This window comes from Ochrobactrum sp. S1502_03, assembly GCF_044435015.1.
Lineage (GTDB): Bacteria > Pseudomonadota > Alphaproteobacteria > Rhizobiales > Rhizobiaceae > Brucella > Brucella chromiisoli.
Genome location: NZ_JAYEXN010000048.1, coordinates 1 through 19650, shown reverse-complemented (window position 1 = coordinate 19650; position 19650 = coordinate 1). Strand labels below are relative to the sequence as shown.

Sequence of the window (19650 nt, the reverse complement as noted above, 5' to 3'; positions counted from 1 at the left end):
TGCTCCCATCGCTCATAGCGGGGGAGTAGGTTCACATGGCTCAATTCTCGATGGAAATTAGTCGCCCAACCGGCTCAGTTCCGCGTGAAAACCAACACTCAATCCTTCTCACGATAGATTTCGGCAATGTCGCCCAGATCCCAGTTCCCGCCTGTCAAAATTGCACAGATATTCTCATCCTTTTGTACTTTTACAGAGCCGGCCAGGAGTGCGCCTATACCTATCGACGCGGCGGGTTCCGCAATGAGTTTTGCGTCAGTCGCCAGCGCCCGCATTCCTGCAACGATATGCGCATCTTCGACAAGAACGATCTCATCCACATATTTCTCAATAATTGGATAAGGATTGCGTCCGGGCACACTGATCCTCAGACCATCTGCGATGGTATCCTTAAGAGGAAGTGATGTGGGTTCACCGTTCTTTCGGCTCCAGTAATATTTGGGCGTCAGAGCTGGCTCTGCACCGATAACCCGAACTGAGGGGTTCATTTCCTTGATTGCTGTCGCAACACCGGAAATCAGACCACCGCCACCAAGAGGGACAATCACAGTGTTGACGTCCTTCAGATCTTCGAGAATCTCGCATCCAATTGTGCCCTGGCCCGCCATGACCATTGGATCTTCGAAGCCATGAACCACTGCATAGTTATTGGCTTCCGCGATCCGATACACCTCTTTCCATCTTGTCGCGTTGTCACCATCAAATAAAATGACCTCAGCTCCTAAAGCGCGCGTGTTCGCTATCTTGATTTTCGGGGTAGTCACAGGAAGCACAAGGACAACTTTGACGCCCATCATACGCGCCGCATAGGACAATCCCTGCGCATGATTTCCAGAAGATGACGAGATAATCCCGTTGGCAATCTTCTCACGTGGAAGCGATAGCACTGCGTTCAGAGCGCCTCGTATCTTAAATGCGCCCGTTAGCTGAAGCGTTTCTGGCTTAAGATATAAATTACAAGCGACTTTGGATGCGATTTTGTCAGCCCTCAGGAGGGGGGTATGATAAACATACGGCGCAATGCGTCTTTGTGCATCTCGAATGTCTTCAATTGTGGGATAGTTTAGCATTCATCACCGCCTGCATGCACTTTGCTTTAAACTTCGAAACCGTGCTTCCCGAGTGGGACGCTGCTATTGCTCAAAAAAGGAAAATCTGGTGCCGACATTTTGGCGAAGGGCACGATTATAGATCGCATTGACTGTCGTGTTATCTTGCGCAGCCATTCCTGTTGAATCGAAGATTGTTATCTCTTCTGCATTCTCACGTCCTGCTTTTGTGCCGATCAGGATCTCGCCAATTTCGGCGTGAATTTCACTCATGGAAATGATGCCGTGATTGAGCGCGTGCCAGGTCTCACCTTTTTGCGAACACTGGCTTGTCGAGTCTGTGACGATTTTAGCATTTCGAAATATTTCAGGCTCCAGTTCCTGCTTGCCCTGAGCATCTGTTCCAATCGCAACAATATGCGTTCCTGGTTTTATCCAATCCGCTTCCACCAACGACCCCTTGCCACGTGTGGTGGTAACCAAGACGTCCGCTTGTTCTACAGCTTCTCGTTTGGATGCCGCCATTATAACAGGAATATTAAACTCGCCTTCCATATCAGCTTTGTATTTTGACAGTGTTTCAGGGTTAGAATGCCACGCATGAATCTCCTCAATGTGCATCACTTCGCGGATTGCTCTAATTTGCATGCGTGCCTGATTGCCCGTGCCGATTGACGTTAGTTTTCTCGCGTCTTTGCGAGCCAATAATCTGACCGAAATCGCACCGGCAGCCCCAGTCCTCAGGCCCGTGATCAAGCTGCCATCCATCACACATACCAATGCACAACTTTGTGCGTCAAAAAGAAGGATCGTTCCCATGCCGTTCGGAACGCCATGACGAGAAGGATTGTCCCTGAACCCGCCCGAAGACGCTTTCATTGATATCATCTCAGATGATTTCAAATAGCCCAGCTTGAAGTCGATTTCACCGCGTGGTGCAGGTAGATGTATGCCAATATAATCCGGCTGCTCCACCTGGCCGCTGCTGAATGCACGATAAGCGTCTTCAACAGCGTCTATGACCGCAGACAGCGAAATGAGTTTTTTGACGTCATCCTTCGTCAATAGCAGCGTCTTCAAACCAGTCTCCTTCAGTCGCACCTGTCTGCGGCGGATGGGATCGCCACATCGAATATCGCAATAACTGAAAAGCATAAAATGCTGAATCAATCCAAACAACGCAACGAATGCCCGAAATGACATGAAGGATGAATTCATGGCGGGCTTTGTGGTCAGGACTCTGTTTTTCCGATGGGCATATAGAAGGATATATGAGTGAGCACTTTAAAGACGATGAAGCCCGACGCCATTATGGCATCGGGCTTATTTCTAACGTCGCGAGTGGAGGGATCAGGCCGACCGCTCGCTGGCATTTGGACGCCATTTTATGAGGCGCGTTTCAACCACATCAAGAATACTGTCGATGATCAAAACGAAGACTGCCAAAATCAGGATACCGGCAAATACGCCAACCGCATCGAAGTTGCCTTCAGCCTGGGCGATAAGATAGCCTAGACCGGCGGACGAACCAAGATACTCGCCGATGATCGCGCCAACCACTGCAAAGCCGACGGAGGTGCGCAAGGAGGACAAGATCCAGCTTGCTGCTGCCGGGAAATAGACGTGACGCAGGAGATCAGAACGTTTGGCGCCGAGGATACGCGCATTTGAAAGCACGACCGGATTGACTTCGCGCACACCCTGCATTGCGTTGAAGAAGGTCACGAAGAACACCAGTGTGACGGCGAGTGCGACCTTGGACCAGAGGCCAAGACCCAACCAAAGCACAAAGATTGGCGCAAGAACAACGCGCGGGATAGCGTTCAGGCACTTGATGAAGGGGTCGAGAATGCGCGAAGCACTGCGGCTAAGACCGAGCCATACGCCTGCAGCAACGCCAAGACCCGTGCCGATCAGGTAGCCGAGAACGGTTTCTGTCAAAGTGATCGATACGTGACGATAGAAACTTGTATCGGTTATCCACTCCACCACCTGATTGAAAATATTCAGTGGTGCCGGGAAGAAAAACACGTCGATGAAACCCAGCGATGTGCCGAGCTGCCAGCCGCCGAGAATGATAACCAGCAAACCGACCTGGATAAGACGTTCAGTCATGGCGTTCATAGCTTTTCTCCACTTCGCCGCGCAGCGACGCCCAAATATTGCGATAAAGATCCATGAAGCGCGGATCGAGTTTGATTTCTGCGACGTCGCGCGGACGGTCGAGATCGACGGGGAAACTATCGATCACGTGGCTGCGGGGGCCAGCGGCCAAAACGACGACACGATCACCAAGCGCTATGGCTTCTTCAAGATCATGCGTAATCATCACAACAGCGCGGCGTTCTTCCTGCCAGAGCCGGAGAAGCTCATTTTGCATAAGGTGACGCGTATGGATATCGAGTGCGGAGAACGGCTCATCCATCAGGATGACTTTTGGACCTGTGATAAGCGCTTGAGCCATCTGCACACGCTTGCGCTGACCGCCGGAAAGCTGATGGGGGTAGCGGTGCTCAAAACCTTTCAGACCCACCTTGGCAAGCCAGTTGAGAGCGCTTTTGCGGCGTTCGGAAGCGCTTATGCCTTTAAACATCGGACCAAGCTCGACATTTTCAAGCGCTGTTTTCCATGGCAGAAGTGCGTCCTGCTGAAACAGATATCCTATATCATGGTGCACACCAGTGACGGCTTTTCCATCGACTGACACTGTTCCGTGTGAGGGTTTCAGCAATCCTGCTATGGCGTTGAGGATGGTGCTTTTCCCACAACCTGTCGGGCCAACGATGGCGAGAAACTCGCCATCCGCAACCGTGAGGTTGACATTTTCGACCGCAACAAAGTTGCCGAACGACATTGTAACGGCATCAATTGATACCATTGCTTTTGGGCTGGGGCTTGCTGCGACTTCCGGCGCAGGTTTGACAACGGCTAATGACATTGCCTCCTCCTTCTAGTTCGTAGCCGCGTGCGGTGCTTTATCGACGAAGCTGTTTGTGTATGTTTTCGAAAGATCGATTTCGGTTGCCGCAACTTTTTTATTGAAGCTATTCAGAACAACCAGTGGCGTTTTGACATCTTCCTCATCGAATTTTCCATCCGTGGAAAAGATCGCCTTGGCATTCTTTACGGCTTGAATATACGCATCGCGGTCGCCCGAGATGAATTCCTTAGGCAGCTTTTCAACGATTTCCTCTGCCGAATGGGTGTTCATCCATTCGAGTGCCTTGACTGTCGCGTTGGTGACTTTTTGGATGGTTTCAGGATTACCATCAATGTAATTTTGCGTGGCATAGAGAACTGATGTCGGATAAATACCGCCGTAGATTTCCTTGGCACCCTCGTCGCTGCGACCATCGATCAGAATTTTGCCGACACCTTTGGCTTCGATAAATGTTGCCGCAGGATCGTAATTGACCAGCAGGTCGATCTTGCCCTGTTCAAGAGCTGCAACCGCCGCCGAACCGGAACCAACACCGATCAGAGCGACATCATCTGCCGAAAGGCCGTGGCGCTGTAGATAGTAACGCACGAAGAAGTCCGAAGATGAACCGGGCGCTGTAATGCCGATTTTTGCACCCTTGATGGTTTCGGGATTGGCGGGGTCGAATTTAGAATTATTTCCACCAGCAAGGACAAGCCCGGAATTGCGTGCCAGAACGACGAAGCCGACCACGGCCTTGTTCTGTGACTGCATCTGAATGGTGTGGTCGTAGAAACCGACGGCAATATCTGTCGATCCGGCAACGAGTGCCTGCAACGTCTTTGAACCGCCTGAAGCAAAATTCTCCACGGTGACGTCTAGCCCTTCTTTCTCATAAAGGCCCAGCCCCTGTGCGACAGGAAATGGCAAATTATTGAGATTATAAGACCCGACGCTGATACGGACCGGATCAGCCATTGCTGTTCCGGCAAGAGCTACAGTTGCTGCCAGAGCGAGCATGAACTTACGCATTGATTTTCCTCCGGTTAAGTGGTGCCCTCCCGGCAACCAGTTGAATTATGCCGCGCATACGGCTTGTTTGACAGGCTTAGCAAACACATGCCCATCAAAAAGACGGCGGGCTGTGCGCAAAATTCCGGCAGTCACTTTTCCGTCTCGCTCCTGAAGCTTGACATCGAGATGACCGCTGGGATGTTCGATCGCCAGCACGAGCGGTGGTGTGTGAAGACCGATTAGTTTCGATGCGACTGTATCAGCCGTTATGCAGGCTGTTGCGATCCCGACGGCGCCGGTGGTAGCAAGCGACGGATGACATTCGTGCGGCATGAAATAGCGCACATTGATGTCGCCGCCGTTTTTTGCATTGCTGATAAGAACGGGTTTGGGCGTGACCTGATTGGTGACATCGCCCATGCCCATACGTCTGCCAGCCTCGATTCTCAGCTGTTCCAGCCGCGCAAGCAATGCCGTGTTGGCGTTGAGTTCGGCAGCACTCTCGTAACCACTGACACCAAGATTGTTGGCTTCGATCAGAACCATAGGCATCGCGCAGTCAATGCATGTCACGGCCACGTCTTCAATCATTTCATGGGGTGCACCGGTAGGGAAAAGTTTGCCTGTTCGGGCACCTGCCGCATCCATGAAGGTCAGGGCAATTGGAGCCGCCTTTCCGGGTACTCCATCAATGCTGGCATCGCCGAGGTATGAAACTTTACCATCGGGTGTCGGCACTTCTGCCTCAATCAACTTGTCGGTATTGACGTTGTGAATACGAACAAGCGTCGTTGCGCCCTGTGTTTTCATAAGTCCCGCCTCAATTGCGAAGGGACCCACAGCTGCAAGCATGTTGCCGCAATTGGGTGCGGTATCAACGAACTGCTGATCAATACGGACCTGTGCGAAAAGATAATCGATATCGACGCCGGGAATGCTGGATGGGCCGATGATGGCAACTTTACTGGTCACAGGGTTTCCACCACCGATGCCATCGATTTGAAGGGGGTGACCCGAACCCATAATGGAAAGCAAAATCTGATCACGCTCGCGCGGATCGGTCGGAAGATCAGATGCCAGAAAGAACGGGCCTTTCGACGTGCCGCCTCGCATCAGTACACAGGGGATAGAGATCAGATCGTTCATGCTTGCGCTTTCGCCTCCACTCTTGTGTAGTGGGTATTAATCAGTTCATTTATTGCACTTAGTGGCAAAATGATTGATATGTAAAATGCGAAGATTTGGAGTATTGATGCAAAATGAGCATTAATTGCGAAATTCTAGACCTAAGAGCATTTCTCGCCATTGTCGAATTGGAGAGTTTTCACAGGGCTGCCGATACGCTGAACATGTCTCAGCCAGCACTCAGCAGACGCATCCAGAAGCTGGAATTGGCAATTGGGGCGCCAATTTTAGAGCGTACGACAAGACATGTTTCGCTCACTGCTTTAGGCACCGAACTATTACCTTTGGTGCGGCGTATGCTGGAGGAATTTGACGGGTCGCTTTTTGCAGTGCGTGATCCCGGCGTCCAGCGCGGTGGCCTTGTAACAATCGCCTGTCTGCCGACAGCCGCTTTCTACTTTCTGCCGAAGGTCATAAAGCAGTTCAATATTGAGTATCCTAACATCCGCTTTCGAATTCTTGACTTACCGGCGACGGACGGATTGCAGGCCGTTGCGCGCGGTGAAGTCGAGTTCGGCATCAATATCATGGGAACAGCCGATCCGGATCTGATCTTTGACCGGCTTGTCGAAGACCCCTTCGTTCTTGCTGCCAGCAAAGACCATCCTCTTGCGGAAAAATCCGAAGTTGGCTGGGAAGATCTGACACCATATCATCTTATCACTGTTCATCGTTCAAGCGGCAATCGAACACTGCTCGATGGAGCCTTGGCAAAATCCAATATCAAACTTCGCTGGTTTTACGAAGTAACCCACTTGTCGACATCTCTTGGTCTGGTGGAGGCGGGCTTAGGCATATCTGTGTTACCGCAGATGGCGACACCGCAGGGAGAGCACCCACTTTTGATCACGAGGCCTATTCGAAACCCCGAGATTTCAAGAACTATAGGCGTTGTAAGACGCAGGGGGGGCACGTTATCGCCTGCAGCGGAGCGTTTCCTCAAGATGTTGATCGGCACATGGGGGAGTTTCTGAAGGGCTTGTCGGCCAGGGATTTTGCGACATCTTCGGAAGAAGTTTTGATTTCGTTGACAGCATGACGTGCGTGGCGTTTGCGCATCCCCGCGTCCTGACGCAGCAGATCGTCCGCTCATCTTGGTGTCCGCAGGATGTGGCCCATCCGCCCGGCTACTTTGTCAAAAAGGCTCAAGCGTAGAATCACCTTCCTTAAAGGAAAATTCTCGAAGATAAGGTTATACCAGCGTTTTGATGGACGTGACGGCTTCATCCGGGACGCGATTGGCTGTTTCCCTGAGGATCAGCTCAACCGGCCAAAGCTCGTGAACATCGGTTGGTGACTTGCCATCAAGAATATCCATCAGCATGTCCGCACAACGCTTACCAGCAGCGCGCATCGATGAGCGGGTCGCAGTCAGTGACGGGACCATGTTGTCTGCACTCAGAAATGAAATGACGTCATCATGTGCGATGACAGAGATGTCACGGCCAATTGTCAAGCCAAACGATCGGGCAGCACGATAGATACCCAAAGCGGTCATCATAGAGCCTGCAACGAAAGCAGTCGGCCTCAAATCGCGCCTCAAGAGTTTTTGGGCCAAGCGGTAACCGATCTCGTCGGTGAAGTCGCCGTGCTCAATCAAGCCCGGATCAAACGCAATGCCTCTTTCGTCAAGTGCCTTGCGGTATCCTGCGTCTCTGTCAAGCGAGAACGTAAATCCCTCGCGGCCATTAATCATAGCGATGTGGCGATGGCCAAGATCTAGCAGATGTGCGGTTGAACGATAGACCGCGCCCTCGTTGTCAATATCAAGCCAGGCGTGAGGGATGTCGATTTTTGATCGACCATGAACGAGAAAAGGCATTCCGAGTTCATGCAGCAGGCGGATGCGCTCATCATTGGGCTTTGGTGACGTCACGATTATCGCATCAACACGCCGACTGGTGGCAAGGCGCCGACAAAGCTCCACCTCGTCGTCCGTGCCATTATTGGCTATGGGACTGACAAGAATATCCACCTCATCCTGACTGAGTCTTTCAGCCATACCACGCATGAACTCTGCAAAGTGAAACTCGCTATTGCGGCCCATGACAACGCCAATAGAGCCTGCACGGCCTGTCACAAGTCGCACGGCGTTGACATTCGGACGATAGCCGAGCCGCACAGCCTCGTCACGAACACGCTTGCGTGTTGTTTCAGCAACTTCCGGATAGCCGCTCAGTGCGCGACTGACCGTTGTGGCAGAAAGTCCTAATTGTTTGGCGAATTCACGAAGTTTCATTTGATCTTGCGGCTTGGAGAACGGATTAGACGTTGGATTATAATCGCTTCCTTGTGATTAACAATGCGCGGCCACCATCATTGATGGCCCTTTGAGAGAAGTATGCGGCAGAACCAAACCGTTTACAAGTTTGGTAAGAAATTTAAGCCTCTCAATCGTAGCTGATTGGGAGAGTGAACTGCGGTTGCATCGGGAAAGTTTATATAAATCATTGAAAATATAGATGAATATTTAAATCGGTCGTATTTTGTGTTTCCCAAAAAACAGCAGCTTGACAGATTTGAAGCCTTCTGTAACCTTTTTGGAATCCAAACCGTTTTCGATTTTAACGGCCGCTTACTGAATGGATGGGAGGAGGGAACAATGAAAGCTCTTAAGGGTGCACTGGCTGCCTGTGTTGCATTTGGCTTTGGCACAGCATTCGCTCACGCAGCCGAAATTTCGATTGCTGCCAATTCAACTGGCAACAATATTCAGTTTTTACAGGAACAGATTGCCAAATTTGAAAAAGATACCGGCAACAAGGTTCATATTGTATCCATGCCGCCATCAAGCAGCGAACAATTCAGCCAGTATCGTTTGTGGCTTGCGGCGGGCAATGCAGATATTGATATTTATCAGACGGATATTGTTTGGGCTCCGCAGCTTTCAGATCAGTTTATTGATCTCACCGAGGCTACAAAAGATGTAACAGGAAGCCATTTTCCGTCGATCATCGCGTCTCAGACGGTCAATGGGAAGCTGGTTGCATTGCCCTTTTATACCGATGCACCTGCATTGTTTTATCGCAAGGACCTCCTGGAGAAATACGGCAAGCCTGTCCCGAAAACATGGGATGAGATGACTGCGACGGCCAAAGAGATCATGGAAAAAGAGCGCGCAGAAGGCAAGGCTGACCTGTGGGGTTTTGTCTTTCAGGGCAATGCCTATGAAGGCCTGACCTGCAATGCGCTTGAGTGGGTCAAATCTTCTGGTGGTGGCCAGATTGTGGAAGCTGACGGAACGATTTCAATCAACAACGAACGCGCAGCAGCCGCAATTGATCGTGCAAAAAGCTGGATTGGTTCGATTTCCCCTCAGGGCGTTCTTGCCTATCAGGAAGAAGAATCTCGCGGCGTCTGGCAGATTGGCAATGCCGTGTTCATGCGCAATTGGCCCTATGCTTACGCCTTAGGCAATAATGACGATAGCGGTGTGAAAGGCAAATTTGATGTCGCACCTTTACCGGCTGGTGCCGAAGGTGAACCTCCATCCTCGACGCTTGGCGGCTGGAATCTTGCTGTGTCCAAATATTCCACGAAACAGGATGCCGCGATTGCTTTGGTGAAATATCTGGCTTCGCCTGAGGTTCAGAAGGCGCAGGCAATTCAAATTTCACGTCTGCCGACCATTGAAGCGCTTTACGACGATAAGGAAATTATCGCGGCGCAGCCTTTCATGGCGAATTGGAAACCCATCTTCCAAAATGCGGTGCCGCGGCCTTCGGCAGCGACAAAAGTTAAATACAATGAAGTCTCATCCAAATTCTGGACTGCTGTGCATAAAACCCTTTCGGGCAGTGGAACAGCTGCCGAGAACCTGGAAATGCTTGAGGTCGAACTGACGGAGCTTGAAGGCTCTGGCTGGTAAGCACGTATCAAGCCGCGTTCGGATCTATTCCCAAGCGATCCGAACGCAAAATTTTCAGAGCCCGCCGCCCTCAGAGGAAGATTATGACGGATACTTCTGTTGATGCTTCAAAAGCGTCGAACGGACGCCGACACCATTCCGACTTGCATACACAACGCATTCGTTCGGCATGGCTGTTTCTTGCACCGACGCTGATTGTTTTGGCATTTGTGGCCGGCTGGCCGCTGCTTAGAACGATCTATTTCAGCTTCACAAATGCATCGCTCACAAGCCTTGCTACGGCTGAGTTTGTCGGTTTTAAAAACTACTTCACATGGGTCACCTTAAAAAGCGGCCGCATCGTTTATCGCGGTCTTCTGGCCGATCCAGCATGGTGGGGCGCGGTGTGGAATACGATCAGGTTCACACTGTTTTCGGTTGGTCTCGAAACCATCTTTGGATTGATTGTAGCGCTTGTGCTGAACGCGAAATTTCGCGGAAGAGGCCTTGTGCGAGCGGCCATCCTCATTCCCTGGGCCATTCCCACAATCGTCTCGGCGAAAATGTGGGGCTGGATGCTCAACGATCAGTTCGGCATTCTGAACCATATATTCCTTAATCTCGGTCTTATCAGCCAGAAAATCGCCTGGACGGCAAATCCCGATACGGCGATGATTGCGATCCTGATCGTCGATGTCTGGAAAACCACCCCTTTCATGGCCCTGCTTATCCTTGCTGGGTTGCAGATGGTTCCATCCGATATTTATGAGGCTGCCAAGATCGATGGTGTCCATCCGCTCAAAGTATTCTGGCGTGTGACTTTACCGCTTATTCGTCCGGCATTGATGGTCGCGGTTATATTCCGCATGCTTGATGCATTGCGTATTTTTGATCTCATCTATGTGCTGACACCCAACAATGCGCAGACCAAAACAATGTCTGTTTTCGCGCGCGAAAATCTCTTCGATTTCGATAAATTTGCTTATGGCGCCACCGCATCCACGATGCTGTTTCTCATCATCGCAGCCATCACTGTGCTCTACATGTTCTTTGGACGTGTGAACATTGGCGCAAAGGGAGAATAGCCATGCATTATCTTAAGACGCTTGGCTTTTATCTGCTAGTTGCCATCATCATCCTTATCGCAGTGTTTCCGTTCTATTATGCGATCATAACCAGTCTTAAATCGGGAACAGCACTGTTTCAGGTGGATTTCTGGCCAACGGATGTTTCCATCAGCAACTATACCGGCGTTCTCAGTCAGGGCAGTTTTCTTCGGAGTCTTGGTAATTCTTTGTTTGTTGCAACAGTTGTTGTCGCAATTTCACTGCTGCTTGCGATAACTGCCGCCTATGCGCTGGCCAGAGTGAATTTTCGGGGTCGCGGGTTGCTCCTGCTCACCATTTTGTCGGTATCCATGTTTCCGCAAATTGCAGTGCTTGCAGGTTTGTTCGAACTGATCCGGTTCCTCGGTATATTCAATACGCCTCTGGCTCTGATCTTCTCCTATATGATCTTCACCTTGCCCTTCACGGTTTGGGTTCTGACAACCTTCATGCGTGATCTGCCGGTCGAGATTGAAGAGGCCGCGATCGTAGACGGGGCATCCCCATGGGTCATCATCACGCGTGTGTTTATGCCGCTCATGTGGCCGGCACTGGTGACAACGGGGCTATTGGCATTCATTTCTGCATGGAATGAGTTCCTGTTTGCACTGACTTTTACGTCGTCGGCGGGTCAGCGCACGGTTCCAGTGGCTATCGCGCTCTTGTCCGGCAGCAGTCAATTCGAAATCCCATGGGGCAATATCATGGCCGCATCGGTCATCGTAACAGTTCCCCTCGTCATCCTTGTGCTCATCTTCCAGCGGCGGATCGTATCCGGTCTGACTGCGGGTGGCGTGAAGGGATAGGAGTTTACATATGGCACAGCTTCAATTGCGCGATGTGCGCAAATCATTCGGGAATTTTGAAGTTATCAAAGGCGTGGACATGGACATTCGCGCAGGCGAGTTCATGGTTTTTGTTGGTCCGTCCGGCTGTGGGAAATCCACGCTTCTGCGTCTGATCGCGGGCCTTGAGGAAATCACCTCTGGAAGCCTGTCTATCGACGGCGTGGTGGTTAACAGCTTGAGCCCGTCCAAACGGGGCATCTCCATGGTATTTCAGTCTTATGCACTTTACCCGCATATGACGGTTTACGAAAACATGGCCTTTGGCATGCAGCTGGCTGGCAAAGACAAACAGGAGTGCAAACGCCGTATCGAACAGTCGGCAGAAATGCTGCAACTAACCCCCTATCTCGAACACTTGCCACGTCAGCTTTCAGGCGGCCAGCGTCAGCGCGTTGCGATCGGGCGCGCCATCGTCCGGGATCCGAAGGTGTTTCTTTTCGATGAGCCGCTGTCCAATCTTGATGCAGCGCTTCGCGTGGCAACGAGACTCGAAATTGCTAAACTCCATCAGAGTATGGAAGACACCACGATGATCTATGTGACACATGATCAGGTGGAAGCGATGACGCTGGCTGATCGCATCTGTGTGTTGCGCGATGGGCGGGTGGAGCAGATAGGGACGCCGCTAGAACTTTATGAAAAGCCCAACTCGCTTTTCGTCGCGGGCTTTATCGGCTCCCCAAAAATGAACCTGCTCGGTGGAAAATACGCAGAACAATTCGCGACACACACGGTCGGGCTGCGGCCAGAGCACCTCCAGATCGTTTCGGACGAAGGTCTGTGGAGCGGTCGCGTGATCCACACGGAAATTCTCGGCTCGGATACATATGTCTATATTGATCTCGGTGCCGAAGAACCTCTGGTGGTTCGCGAAAGCGGCGTGTCAATCCGCAAACCCGGTGATTTGCTATCCATTGCGCCGACTGGCGAACGTATCCATCGCTTTGATGTGAATGGGCGTGCGCAGGACGGTTAGACCACCTTTCAAATCGAGAAATCTTTTTTGGAGCAATACGTTCAGGCACCGGCTTCATAAACCGGCGCGCATGTTCGCAAGGCTCAAATCCACACAAGGGCTGATAGCCGCAATTAAGGAGAATGGCCGTGTCTATACGCACTATCGTCTGGGGTGAAAATGTCCACGAGCAGATCAATGAAACTGTTCGTGCTGTTTATCCGAATGGAATGCACAACACGATTGCAGACGCACTCAATGGCGATAGCACCATTGACGCCACCACGGCCACCTTGCAAGAGCCGGAGCACGGCCTCACGGAAGAACGTCTCGCCAACACGGATGTCCTGGTGTGGTGGGGGCATAAGGACCATGGCGGCGTAAAGGATGAAATTGTTGAGCGCGTTGCCAGACGCGTTTTTGAGGGCATGGGACTGATCGTGCTTCACTCAGGCCATTTTTCTAAAATTTTCAAGCGCTTGATGGGAACGCCCTGTGCGCTGAAATGGCGCGAAGCAGGCGAACGTGAGCGGGTCTGGGTTGTGAATCGGGGCCACCCCATTGCACAGGGGCTGGATGAGAATTTTGTGCTTGAAAACGAAGAAATGTATGGCGAGCAATTTTCCGTTCCTGAACCGTTAGAAACGGTATTTATCTCATGGTTTGCGGGCGGTGAGGTATTTCGTTCAGGGCTCACATGGCGGCGCGGCGCAGGCAATATCTTCTACTTCCGTCCCGGCCACGAAACCTACCCCACCTATCACGATGCGAATGTGCAAACCGTACTGCGTAACGCCGTCAAGTGGGCCTATAACCCTCAACCCGCATGGACTGATATTCACACGGCACCCAATGTCCCGGTCGATCAGGCTTTAGAGCCGATTGTCGAGCGGGGGCCTAAACTTCATAAGGCCGGTGAAGCCGGTTATCGTTGAGGTGCATGATGCGTCTTCTTATTCTTGGAACTGGCGGCATGGCAAAGAACCATGCCGAGGCCTTCAAAGCCATAGATGGCGTTGAAGTGGTCGCAGCTTGTGACGTGTCAGCGGAACGCGTTGATGCATTCTGCGAAAATCATGACATTCACGACCGCTTCACGCGGCTGGAGGATGCTCTTGAATGGAACCGCTTTGATGCTGTTGCAAATGTGACGCCGGATGCGATCCATCATCCGACGTCATTGGCGCTCATCGGCGCTGGCAAACATATCTTTTGCGAAAAGCCGCTTGCAGAGAGCTACGACAAAGCCGCTGAAATGGCTGATGCTGCCGAGCAGGCGGGCATCATCAATATGGTCAATCTTACATATCGCAATGTCGCTCCTTTACAAAAGGCACGCGACATTGTGATGTCTGGCGAAATCGGTCAGGTACGTCACTTCGAAGCTTCTTATCTGCAAAGCTGGCTTGTTTCAAAAGCCTGGGGTGACTGGAAAACCGAGAGCAAGTGGCTCTGGAGGCTTTCCACGCGCCACGGTTCCAATGGGGTTCTTGGCGATGTTGGCATTCACATTCTTGATTTTGCATCCTATGCGATCGGCAGCGATGTGGAACGGGCATCGGCCCGATTGAAGACCTTCGACAAGGCCGACAACAATCAAATCGGTGAATATGTGCTGGATGCGAACGACAGCTTTGTAATGACGGCGGAATATTCAAACGGTGCGCTTGGCGTCATACATGCCAGCCGCTGGGCAACAGGTCATCTTAATGAATTGCGATTGCGCATTCATGGCGACAAAGGCGCGCTTGAAGTCATTCATACACCGACAGGTTCCACCCTTCGTGGTTCAATCGGGGAAGATATTGAGACACCGGTGTGGCGCGAGATTGAAGTAAGCCCCGTCGAAACCAATTATCAGCGGTTTGCACGAGCAGTAGCGGATGGGGTTGGTCTGGAGCCGAACTTCCGTCACGCTGCAAATCTTCAACGCGTTCTTGATCACGCGATGAATGTGGATCAGCCTTTGCCACAGGTGGTGAATATCTGACCGGTCCGGGCGCTATCCTTAGGAAACTGGCCCATAGTGCACTCCTCTGTTTAACGCGCAATAATGCACCATCACACTCCAGGGCTAAACACATCTACCATGCCATAGAAGCGGGGGACTTGACGATGCGAAATCTGCCAGACGGTGCCAAGCCAATAATGAAAAAAGCCCGCAATTACGCGGGCTTTTTATGTTTTAATGATCGTTGGTGCCGGTCTATGCCGGACGCGGGATCATTCCCACTCGATTGTGCCCGGAGGCTTCGACGTCACGTCATAGACCACGCGGTTGATGCCACGGACTTCATTAATGATACGGGTGGCCGCATTGCCAAGGAAGTTCATGTCGTAGTGGTAGAAGTCCGCCGTCATACCGTCGACCGAAGTCACAGCACGCAGCGCGCAGACGAATTCATAAGTCCGGCCATCACCCATAACGCCAACGGTCTGAACCGGAAGCAGAACGGCAAATGCCTGCCAGATGACATCATAAAGGCCAGCCTTGCGGATTTCATCAAGATAAATCGCATCGGCTTCGCGCAGAATTTCAAGCTTTTCGCGCGTGATACCACCGGGGCAGCGGATCGCAAGACCTGGACCAGGGAATGGATGCCGCCCGATAAAGCTGTCAGGAAGGCCGAGTTCCTTGCCCAGCACACGCACTTCATCTTTGAAAAGTTCGCGCAGAGGCTCGACAAGCTGCATGTTCATGCGTTCTGGCAAGCCGCCAACATTGTGGTGCGACTTGATTGTGACCGAAGGCCCGCCCGTAAATGAAACGCTTTCAATAACGTCAGGATACAACGTGCCCTGTGCGAGGAAATCTGCGCCGCCAAGCTTTTTCGCTTCCTCTTCGAAAACTTCAATAAACAGACGACCGATGGTCTTCCGCTTCTTTTCCGGATCATTCTCACCTTCGAGAGCGTCAATGAATCGGTCCTGCGCATCCACCAAGATCAGCGGCAGATTATAATGCTCCCTAAACATCGCAACCACATCGGCAGCCTCGTTCTTACGCATCAAACCATGATCAACGAGGATACAGGTCAGCTGGTCGCCAACGGCTTCATGAATCAGAAGGGCTGCAACGGACGAGTCAACGCCGCCGGAGAGCGCGCAGATAACCTTACCCTTGCCCACCTGCTTGCGAATGGCCTCTACAGCCTGTTCACGGTAAGCAGACATGGTCCAGTCTGGCTTGATACCAACAATGTTGTGAACGAAATTCTGGATCAGCTTTGCGCCATCAGGTGTGTGCACAACTTCCGGGTGGAACTGCACAGCAAAATATTTGCGTTTTTCGTCCGAAATGGCCGCGAAAGGCGCATTGGGCGATGTCCCGATAACCCTGAAACCTTCCGGCAGTGCGGTGACACGGTCGCCATGGCTCATCCAGACTTGGTGACGGGTGCCCTTGGCCCAGATGCCAGCGAACAATGCGCTGTCTTCCTGAACTTCAAGAAACGCGCGACCGAATTCACGGTCGTGGCCGCTTTCGACCTTACCACCCAGCTGCGCGCACATGGTCTGCTCGCCATAGCAGATACCGAGAACTGGAATTCCAGCCTCGAAAATTGCCTGTGGCGCGCGCGGGCTGCCAATGTCCGTTGTCGAGTGTGGACTCCCCGACAGGATCACAGCCTTCGGGTTGATGCGCTTATAGGCATCTTCCGCAGACTGGAACGGAACGATTTCGGAATAAACTCCGGCCTCGCGCACGCGGCGTGCAATCAGCTGCGTGACCTGGCTGCCAAAGTCGATGATAAGGATAGTGTCAGGATGTGCTGTGGTGCTCATGCCGAGCATCTAGATAAAAAGCCGCAAAAATGCAATGGTCGAAGTGCCGCGTTTCAACAATCAAACCAAGAAAACTTACCTATCCTGACATATCCTTGTCAGGAAGTGTCACGGCACCATTCAGAATAGCGTTTTCGAGATCCTCCACAGCGCTCGCAAGCTTCTGATCAATGACATGCAGATACTCTGTCCAGTCGCCGACATGCTGCAATTCACGGGTACCATCGGAAATGCCACGCAACCCTATCAGGGCAACGCCAAAGGCCTGACAGGCGCGCAAACAGGCATAGGTCTCCATATCGACCATGTCGGTTGCGATTGTCTCATAGGCTTTGCCCGAAACAATGTTTGCGCCCGTTGACAGCGATGCATCTGGCAGCCCCGGAACAAGGCAAGGCAGATCAATCATTGCAGGTAAATCAAGAAAGGGTGTGCGGCCTTTTTCAAATCCGATAGGCGAAGCATCCATATCGCGATAAGCGACCGATGAAACCTGAAACACCTCTGTTTGGGGAAGCCTCGCCGATCCGGCGGAGCCGACACAGACGACCAGATCAGGCAATTCACCCTGCTGTTCAAGCACAGTCAGAATACGTGTCAGATTGACGGACGCCTCGACCGGACCCACGCCGATCATCAGCGGCAAAAAAAGCGAACTGAGATGCGGGCCATATTCCGCCTCGGTCGCCATCACATACAGAAGCCGTTTGCCTGCAAGGGTTTTGATCATCCCTTTAGCCCCTCGCGGTCCTGAACAACCATCATCGTGCCTGTCATGGTTGCAATAAGCCGCACTTCCGTATCTGTGACTGCAAAAGCCTGTCCATCGCTGACCATAATCGTGCGCCCAGGCTTGGTCACCTCGCCACGAAACAGGAAACGATCGCCTCTGCCGGGGGCAAGCAGATTAACCTTAAATTCGATTGTCAGAACCGCAGCATCCGTTGGCATAAGGCTAAGCGCTGCATAACCGCAGGCTGTGTCGAGTGCTGCAGAAATTATACCGGCATGAAGAATGCCGTGTTGCTGCGTCAGCTCTTCGCGAAACGGCATTTCGACCTCGACAATGCCCGGTTCACAACGTGTCAGCTGTGCACCGATGAGCTTCATCGCTGCCTGACGGTCAAAACTCTCCTCGACACGCTGTTTGAAATCCGGTTCCGCAATTCGATGCGCTGGCATTAAGCTCCCCCAAGCTTAATTGTGCTTTTCCAAGACACTTACATAAAATCCGTCCGTGTCAATGGAAAGCGGAGAAAATACGGCGCCATGCGCAGGAAAAACCGGCTCTACCCCGGCTGCATCTCCTGTAACGGCTTTCCAGACTGCCTTGGGAGATTTTTCCGTAAAGTTGCTGTTTTCAGCAAGGAAGCGCTCGACCTGACGCGTATTCTCTTCGGCAAAGAGCGAACAGGTCACGTAAACCAGCCTGCCGCCGGGCTTCACGTAATGTTTCGCCGCCTCAAGCACCTCGCGCTGATCCTGCACACGCCGCTCCAGCTGCTGATCATTGAGACGCCATTTTGCATCCGGCCTGCGCCGCCACGTGCCCGAACCTGTGCATGGCGCATCTGTCAGCACAAGGTCCATGCGCTCAATAAGCGGAGCGAGCGCATCGAGATTGCCATGCACCTGTGTGTTGCGAACCCCTGCCCGCTGCAAACGGTCATGCATGGGCGAAAGACGCGCGCGTTCGGCATCATAGGCATGGACCTGGCCACTGTTGCGCATGACCGAAGCCAGCGCCAGCGTCTTGCCACCTGCACCTGCGCAATAATCCAGCACCTGTTCGCCCGGCTTTGCACCAGCAAAAAGTGCCGCAAGCTGCGAGCCCAGATCCTGTACCTCGAACCAGCCATCCAGAAATGTCTGATCCGTCTGCACATTGGGATGACGGCCCAAAGCCTCAATCGGAGGAATGCGCAAAGCCTGCTGAAGCAATGGCGCTTTGGCAGCCCCCGCTTTTTCCAGTGCTTCAAGAACGGCTTCGGGCGTTGTTTTCAGCAGATTGACCCGAAGATCAACCGGCGGACGCATGGAAAGCGCAGCCGCTTCTTCTACCCAGCGCTCACCAAACAACTCTTCCAGCGAAGGCACGCACCATTCAGGTACATCGGCCCGGATATAAGCAGGGGCGTCAGTGACGGCTCGCGTTGCCCATGCTTCGCGGGGAGCAGATTCCAGAGGTTCTGGGGCAAATTTATCGCCATTGAGCGTTGCGTCAATTGCATCAAAATCCATGCCGCCTTCTGAAACCAGCGCGCCATAAGCAAGCGCGCGCGCATCATCAGCATCCATGCGCCACGCGATGGATAGTTTGCGCCGCAACGCGTCATAAACAATATTGCCAATGACCGCACGATCACCCGCGCCGGCAAAGCGGTGCGACGCACCCCAATCCTTCAGCGCATCGGAAGCCGGGCGCTTGTTTGCTTCAATATCATTCAAAACCTCGATTGCCGCCTGAAGGCGTCCGCCAAGCCGCATTTCAGCTCCTTCACATTTGTTGTGTCGGGCATAGCCTTCATTGAGGGGAAAAGGCAATCAACAATTAAAACGAACCGATTTTAGAAAGCGCTTAGAACATAAGCCAACCCACGTAAAACGCCAATCTGTTTCAATCAGATCGGCTCTTTGAAAGCAAAAAGCCGGAGCGGGGGCATCCGGCTTTTCACGAAATGAAGAAGCTTACGGAGGTTATTCCGCGGCATCCACTTCCTCATTAACTGCAATCGTATTTGCCTGATACCCGTGCGCCGTCTTGAGCGCCGCACGCACACCGGCTTCATAATCAGGATGTACAAGCTTGAAGTGCGCCAACTGGCGTTCGACGATAAAGCCCGGCACACCGCCCATGGCTGCTGCAATGTTTGAGAACAGGCGTTGCTTCTGCCCATCATCAAACAGATTGAACAAAGCACGTGGCTGCGAATAATCATC

At 52.2% G+C, this 19650-nt stretch carries 19 protein-coding genes; 7 read left to right on the top strand and 12 right to left on the bottom strand.

Features of this window, described 5'->3' with window-relative positions; all coding sequences use genetic code 11:
* Positions 1–98: 98 nt before the first annotated feature.
* From VBH83_RS18070 to VBH83_RS18045, 6 genes are all read right to left on the bottom strand, one after another.
* Positions 99–1070 carry a threonine/serine dehydratase gene (locus VBH83_RS18070; protein ID WP_265986286.1) on the bottom strand — a complete coding sequence of 324 codons (972 nt, stop codon included), beginning with the start codon at positions 1068–1070 and terminating at the stop codon, positions 99–101.
* Positions 1071–1133: 63 nt separating this feature from the next.
* On the bottom strand, positions 1134–2129 hold the full coding sequence (locus VBH83_RS18065; protein ID WP_265986316.1) for an ornithine cyclodeaminase family protein: 996 nt from the start codon (positions 2127–2129) through the stop codon (positions 1134–1136).
* Positions 2130–2399: 270 nt separating this feature from the next.
* Entirely contained in the window at positions 2400–3173 is a 774-nt protein-coding gene (locus VBH83_RS18060) for an ABC transporter permease (protein ID WP_396998954.1), read from the bottom strand.
* Positions 3157–3987, bottom strand: a complete 831-nt coding sequence (locus VBH83_RS18055) for an ABC transporter ATP-binding protein (RefSeq protein ID WP_396998953.1) — start codon at positions 3985–3987, stop codon at positions 3157–3159. The genes VBH83_RS18060 and VBH83_RS18055 overlap by 17 nt, the downstream gene beginning before the upstream one ends.
* A gap of 12 nt (positions 3988–3999) precedes the next feature.
* Complete coding sequence (locus tag VBH83_RS18050) at positions 4000–5001, bottom strand: ABC transporter substrate-binding protein (protein ID WP_265986291.1); 1002 nt, start codon at positions 4999–5001, stop codon at positions 4000–4002.
* Positions 5002–5046: 45 nt separating this feature from the next.
* Positions 5047–6129, bottom strand: a complete 1083-nt coding sequence (locus tag VBH83_RS18045; protein ID WP_265986292.1) for a 4-oxalomesaconate tautomerase — start codon at positions 6127–6129, stop codon at positions 5047–5049.
* A 113-nt stretch (positions 6130–6242) separates the two neighbouring features.
* Here VBH83_RS18045 and VBH83_RS18040 point away from each other — a divergent pair, with 113 nt between their 5' ends.
* The gene (locus tag VBH83_RS18040; RefSeq protein ID WP_265986293.1) at positions 6243–7142 is read left to right on the top strand and encodes a LysR family transcriptional regulator; all 900 of its coding nucleotides are present in this window, start codon (positions 6243–6245) and stop codon (positions 7140–7142) included.
* 218 nt (positions 7143–7360) lie between these two features.
* Here the strand turns inward: VBH83_RS18040 and VBH83_RS18035 are convergent, their stop codons facing one another.
* Positions 7361–8407, bottom strand: a complete 1047-nt coding sequence (locus tag VBH83_RS18035) for a substrate-binding domain-containing protein (RefSeq protein WP_396998952.1) — start codon at positions 8405–8407, stop codon at positions 7361–7363.
* 363 nt (positions 8408–8770) lie between these two features.
* Between VBH83_RS18035 and VBH83_RS18030 the strand changes: the two genes are divergently transcribed.
* From VBH83_RS18030 to VBH83_RS18005, 6 genes are all read left to right on the top strand, one after another.
* Positions 8771–10036 carry an ABC transporter substrate-binding protein gene (locus VBH83_RS18030; RefSeq protein ID WP_265986295.1) on the top strand — a complete coding sequence of 422 codons (1266 nt, stop codon included), beginning with the start codon at positions 8771–8773 and terminating at the stop codon, positions 10034–10036.
* Between the two features lie 83 nt (positions 10037–10119).
* On the top strand, positions 10120–11100 hold the full coding sequence (locus VBH83_RS18025) for a carbohydrate ABC transporter permease (protein WP_265986296.1): 981 nt from the start codon (positions 10120–10122) through the stop codon (positions 11098–11100).
* Positions 11101–11102: 2 nt separating this feature from the next.
* Entirely contained in the window at positions 11103–11927 is an 825-nt protein-coding gene (locus VBH83_RS18020; protein ID WP_265986297.1) for a carbohydrate ABC transporter permease, read from the top strand.
* A gap of 10 nt (positions 11928–11937) precedes the next feature.
* Complete coding sequence (locus VBH83_RS18015; protein WP_396998951.1) at positions 11938–12945, top strand: ABC transporter ATP-binding protein; 1008 nt, start codon at positions 11938–11940, stop codon at positions 12943–12945.
* A gap of 128 nt (positions 12946–13073) precedes the next feature.
* The gene (locus VBH83_RS18010) at positions 13074–13859 is read left to right on the top strand and encodes a ThuA domain-containing protein (protein WP_265986301.1); all 786 of its coding nucleotides are present in this window, start codon (positions 13074–13076) and stop codon (positions 13857–13859) included.
* Between the two features lie 8 nt (positions 13860–13867).
* Positions 13868–14914, top strand: coding sequence for a Gfo/Idh/MocA family protein (locus tag VBH83_RS18005; protein WP_265986317.1), 1047 nt, complete (start codon positions 13868–13870; stop codon positions 14912–14914).
* A 233-nt stretch (positions 14915–15147) separates the two neighbouring features.
* Here the strand turns inward: VBH83_RS18005 and guaA are convergent, their stop codons facing one another.
* The 5 genes from guaA to VBH83_RS17980 form a co-directional block, all read right to left on the bottom strand.
* On the bottom strand, positions 15148–16710 hold the full coding sequence (gene guaA / locus VBH83_RS18000; protein WP_265986304.1) for a glutamine-hydrolyzing GMP synthase: 1563 nt from the start codon (positions 16708–16710) through the stop codon (positions 15148–15150).
* 79 nt (positions 16711–16789) lie between these two features.
* Complete coding sequence (locus tag VBH83_RS17995; RefSeq protein ID WP_265986306.1) at positions 16790–17440, bottom strand: 5'-methylthioadenosine/S-adenosylhomocysteine nucleosidase; 651 nt, start codon at positions 17438–17440, stop codon at positions 16790–16792.
* A complete protein-coding gene (locus VBH83_RS17990; protein ID WP_265986307.1) occupies positions 17437–17892 on the bottom strand; it encodes a PaaI family thioesterase in 456 nt (151 codons plus the stop codon). The genes VBH83_RS17995 and VBH83_RS17990 overlap by 4 nt, the downstream gene beginning before the upstream one ends.
* Before the next feature lie 15 nt (positions 17893–17907).
* On the bottom strand, positions 17908–19197 hold the full coding sequence (locus VBH83_RS17985) for an RsmB/NOP family class I SAM-dependent RNA methyltransferase (RefSeq protein WP_265986308.1): 1290 nt from the start codon (positions 19195–19197) through the stop codon (positions 17908–17910).
* Between the two features lie 210 nt (positions 19198–19407).
* The coding region (locus tag VBH83_RS17980) for a catalase-related domain-containing protein (protein ID WP_396998950.1) at positions 19408–19650 on the bottom strand (243 nt) is incomplete at its 5' end.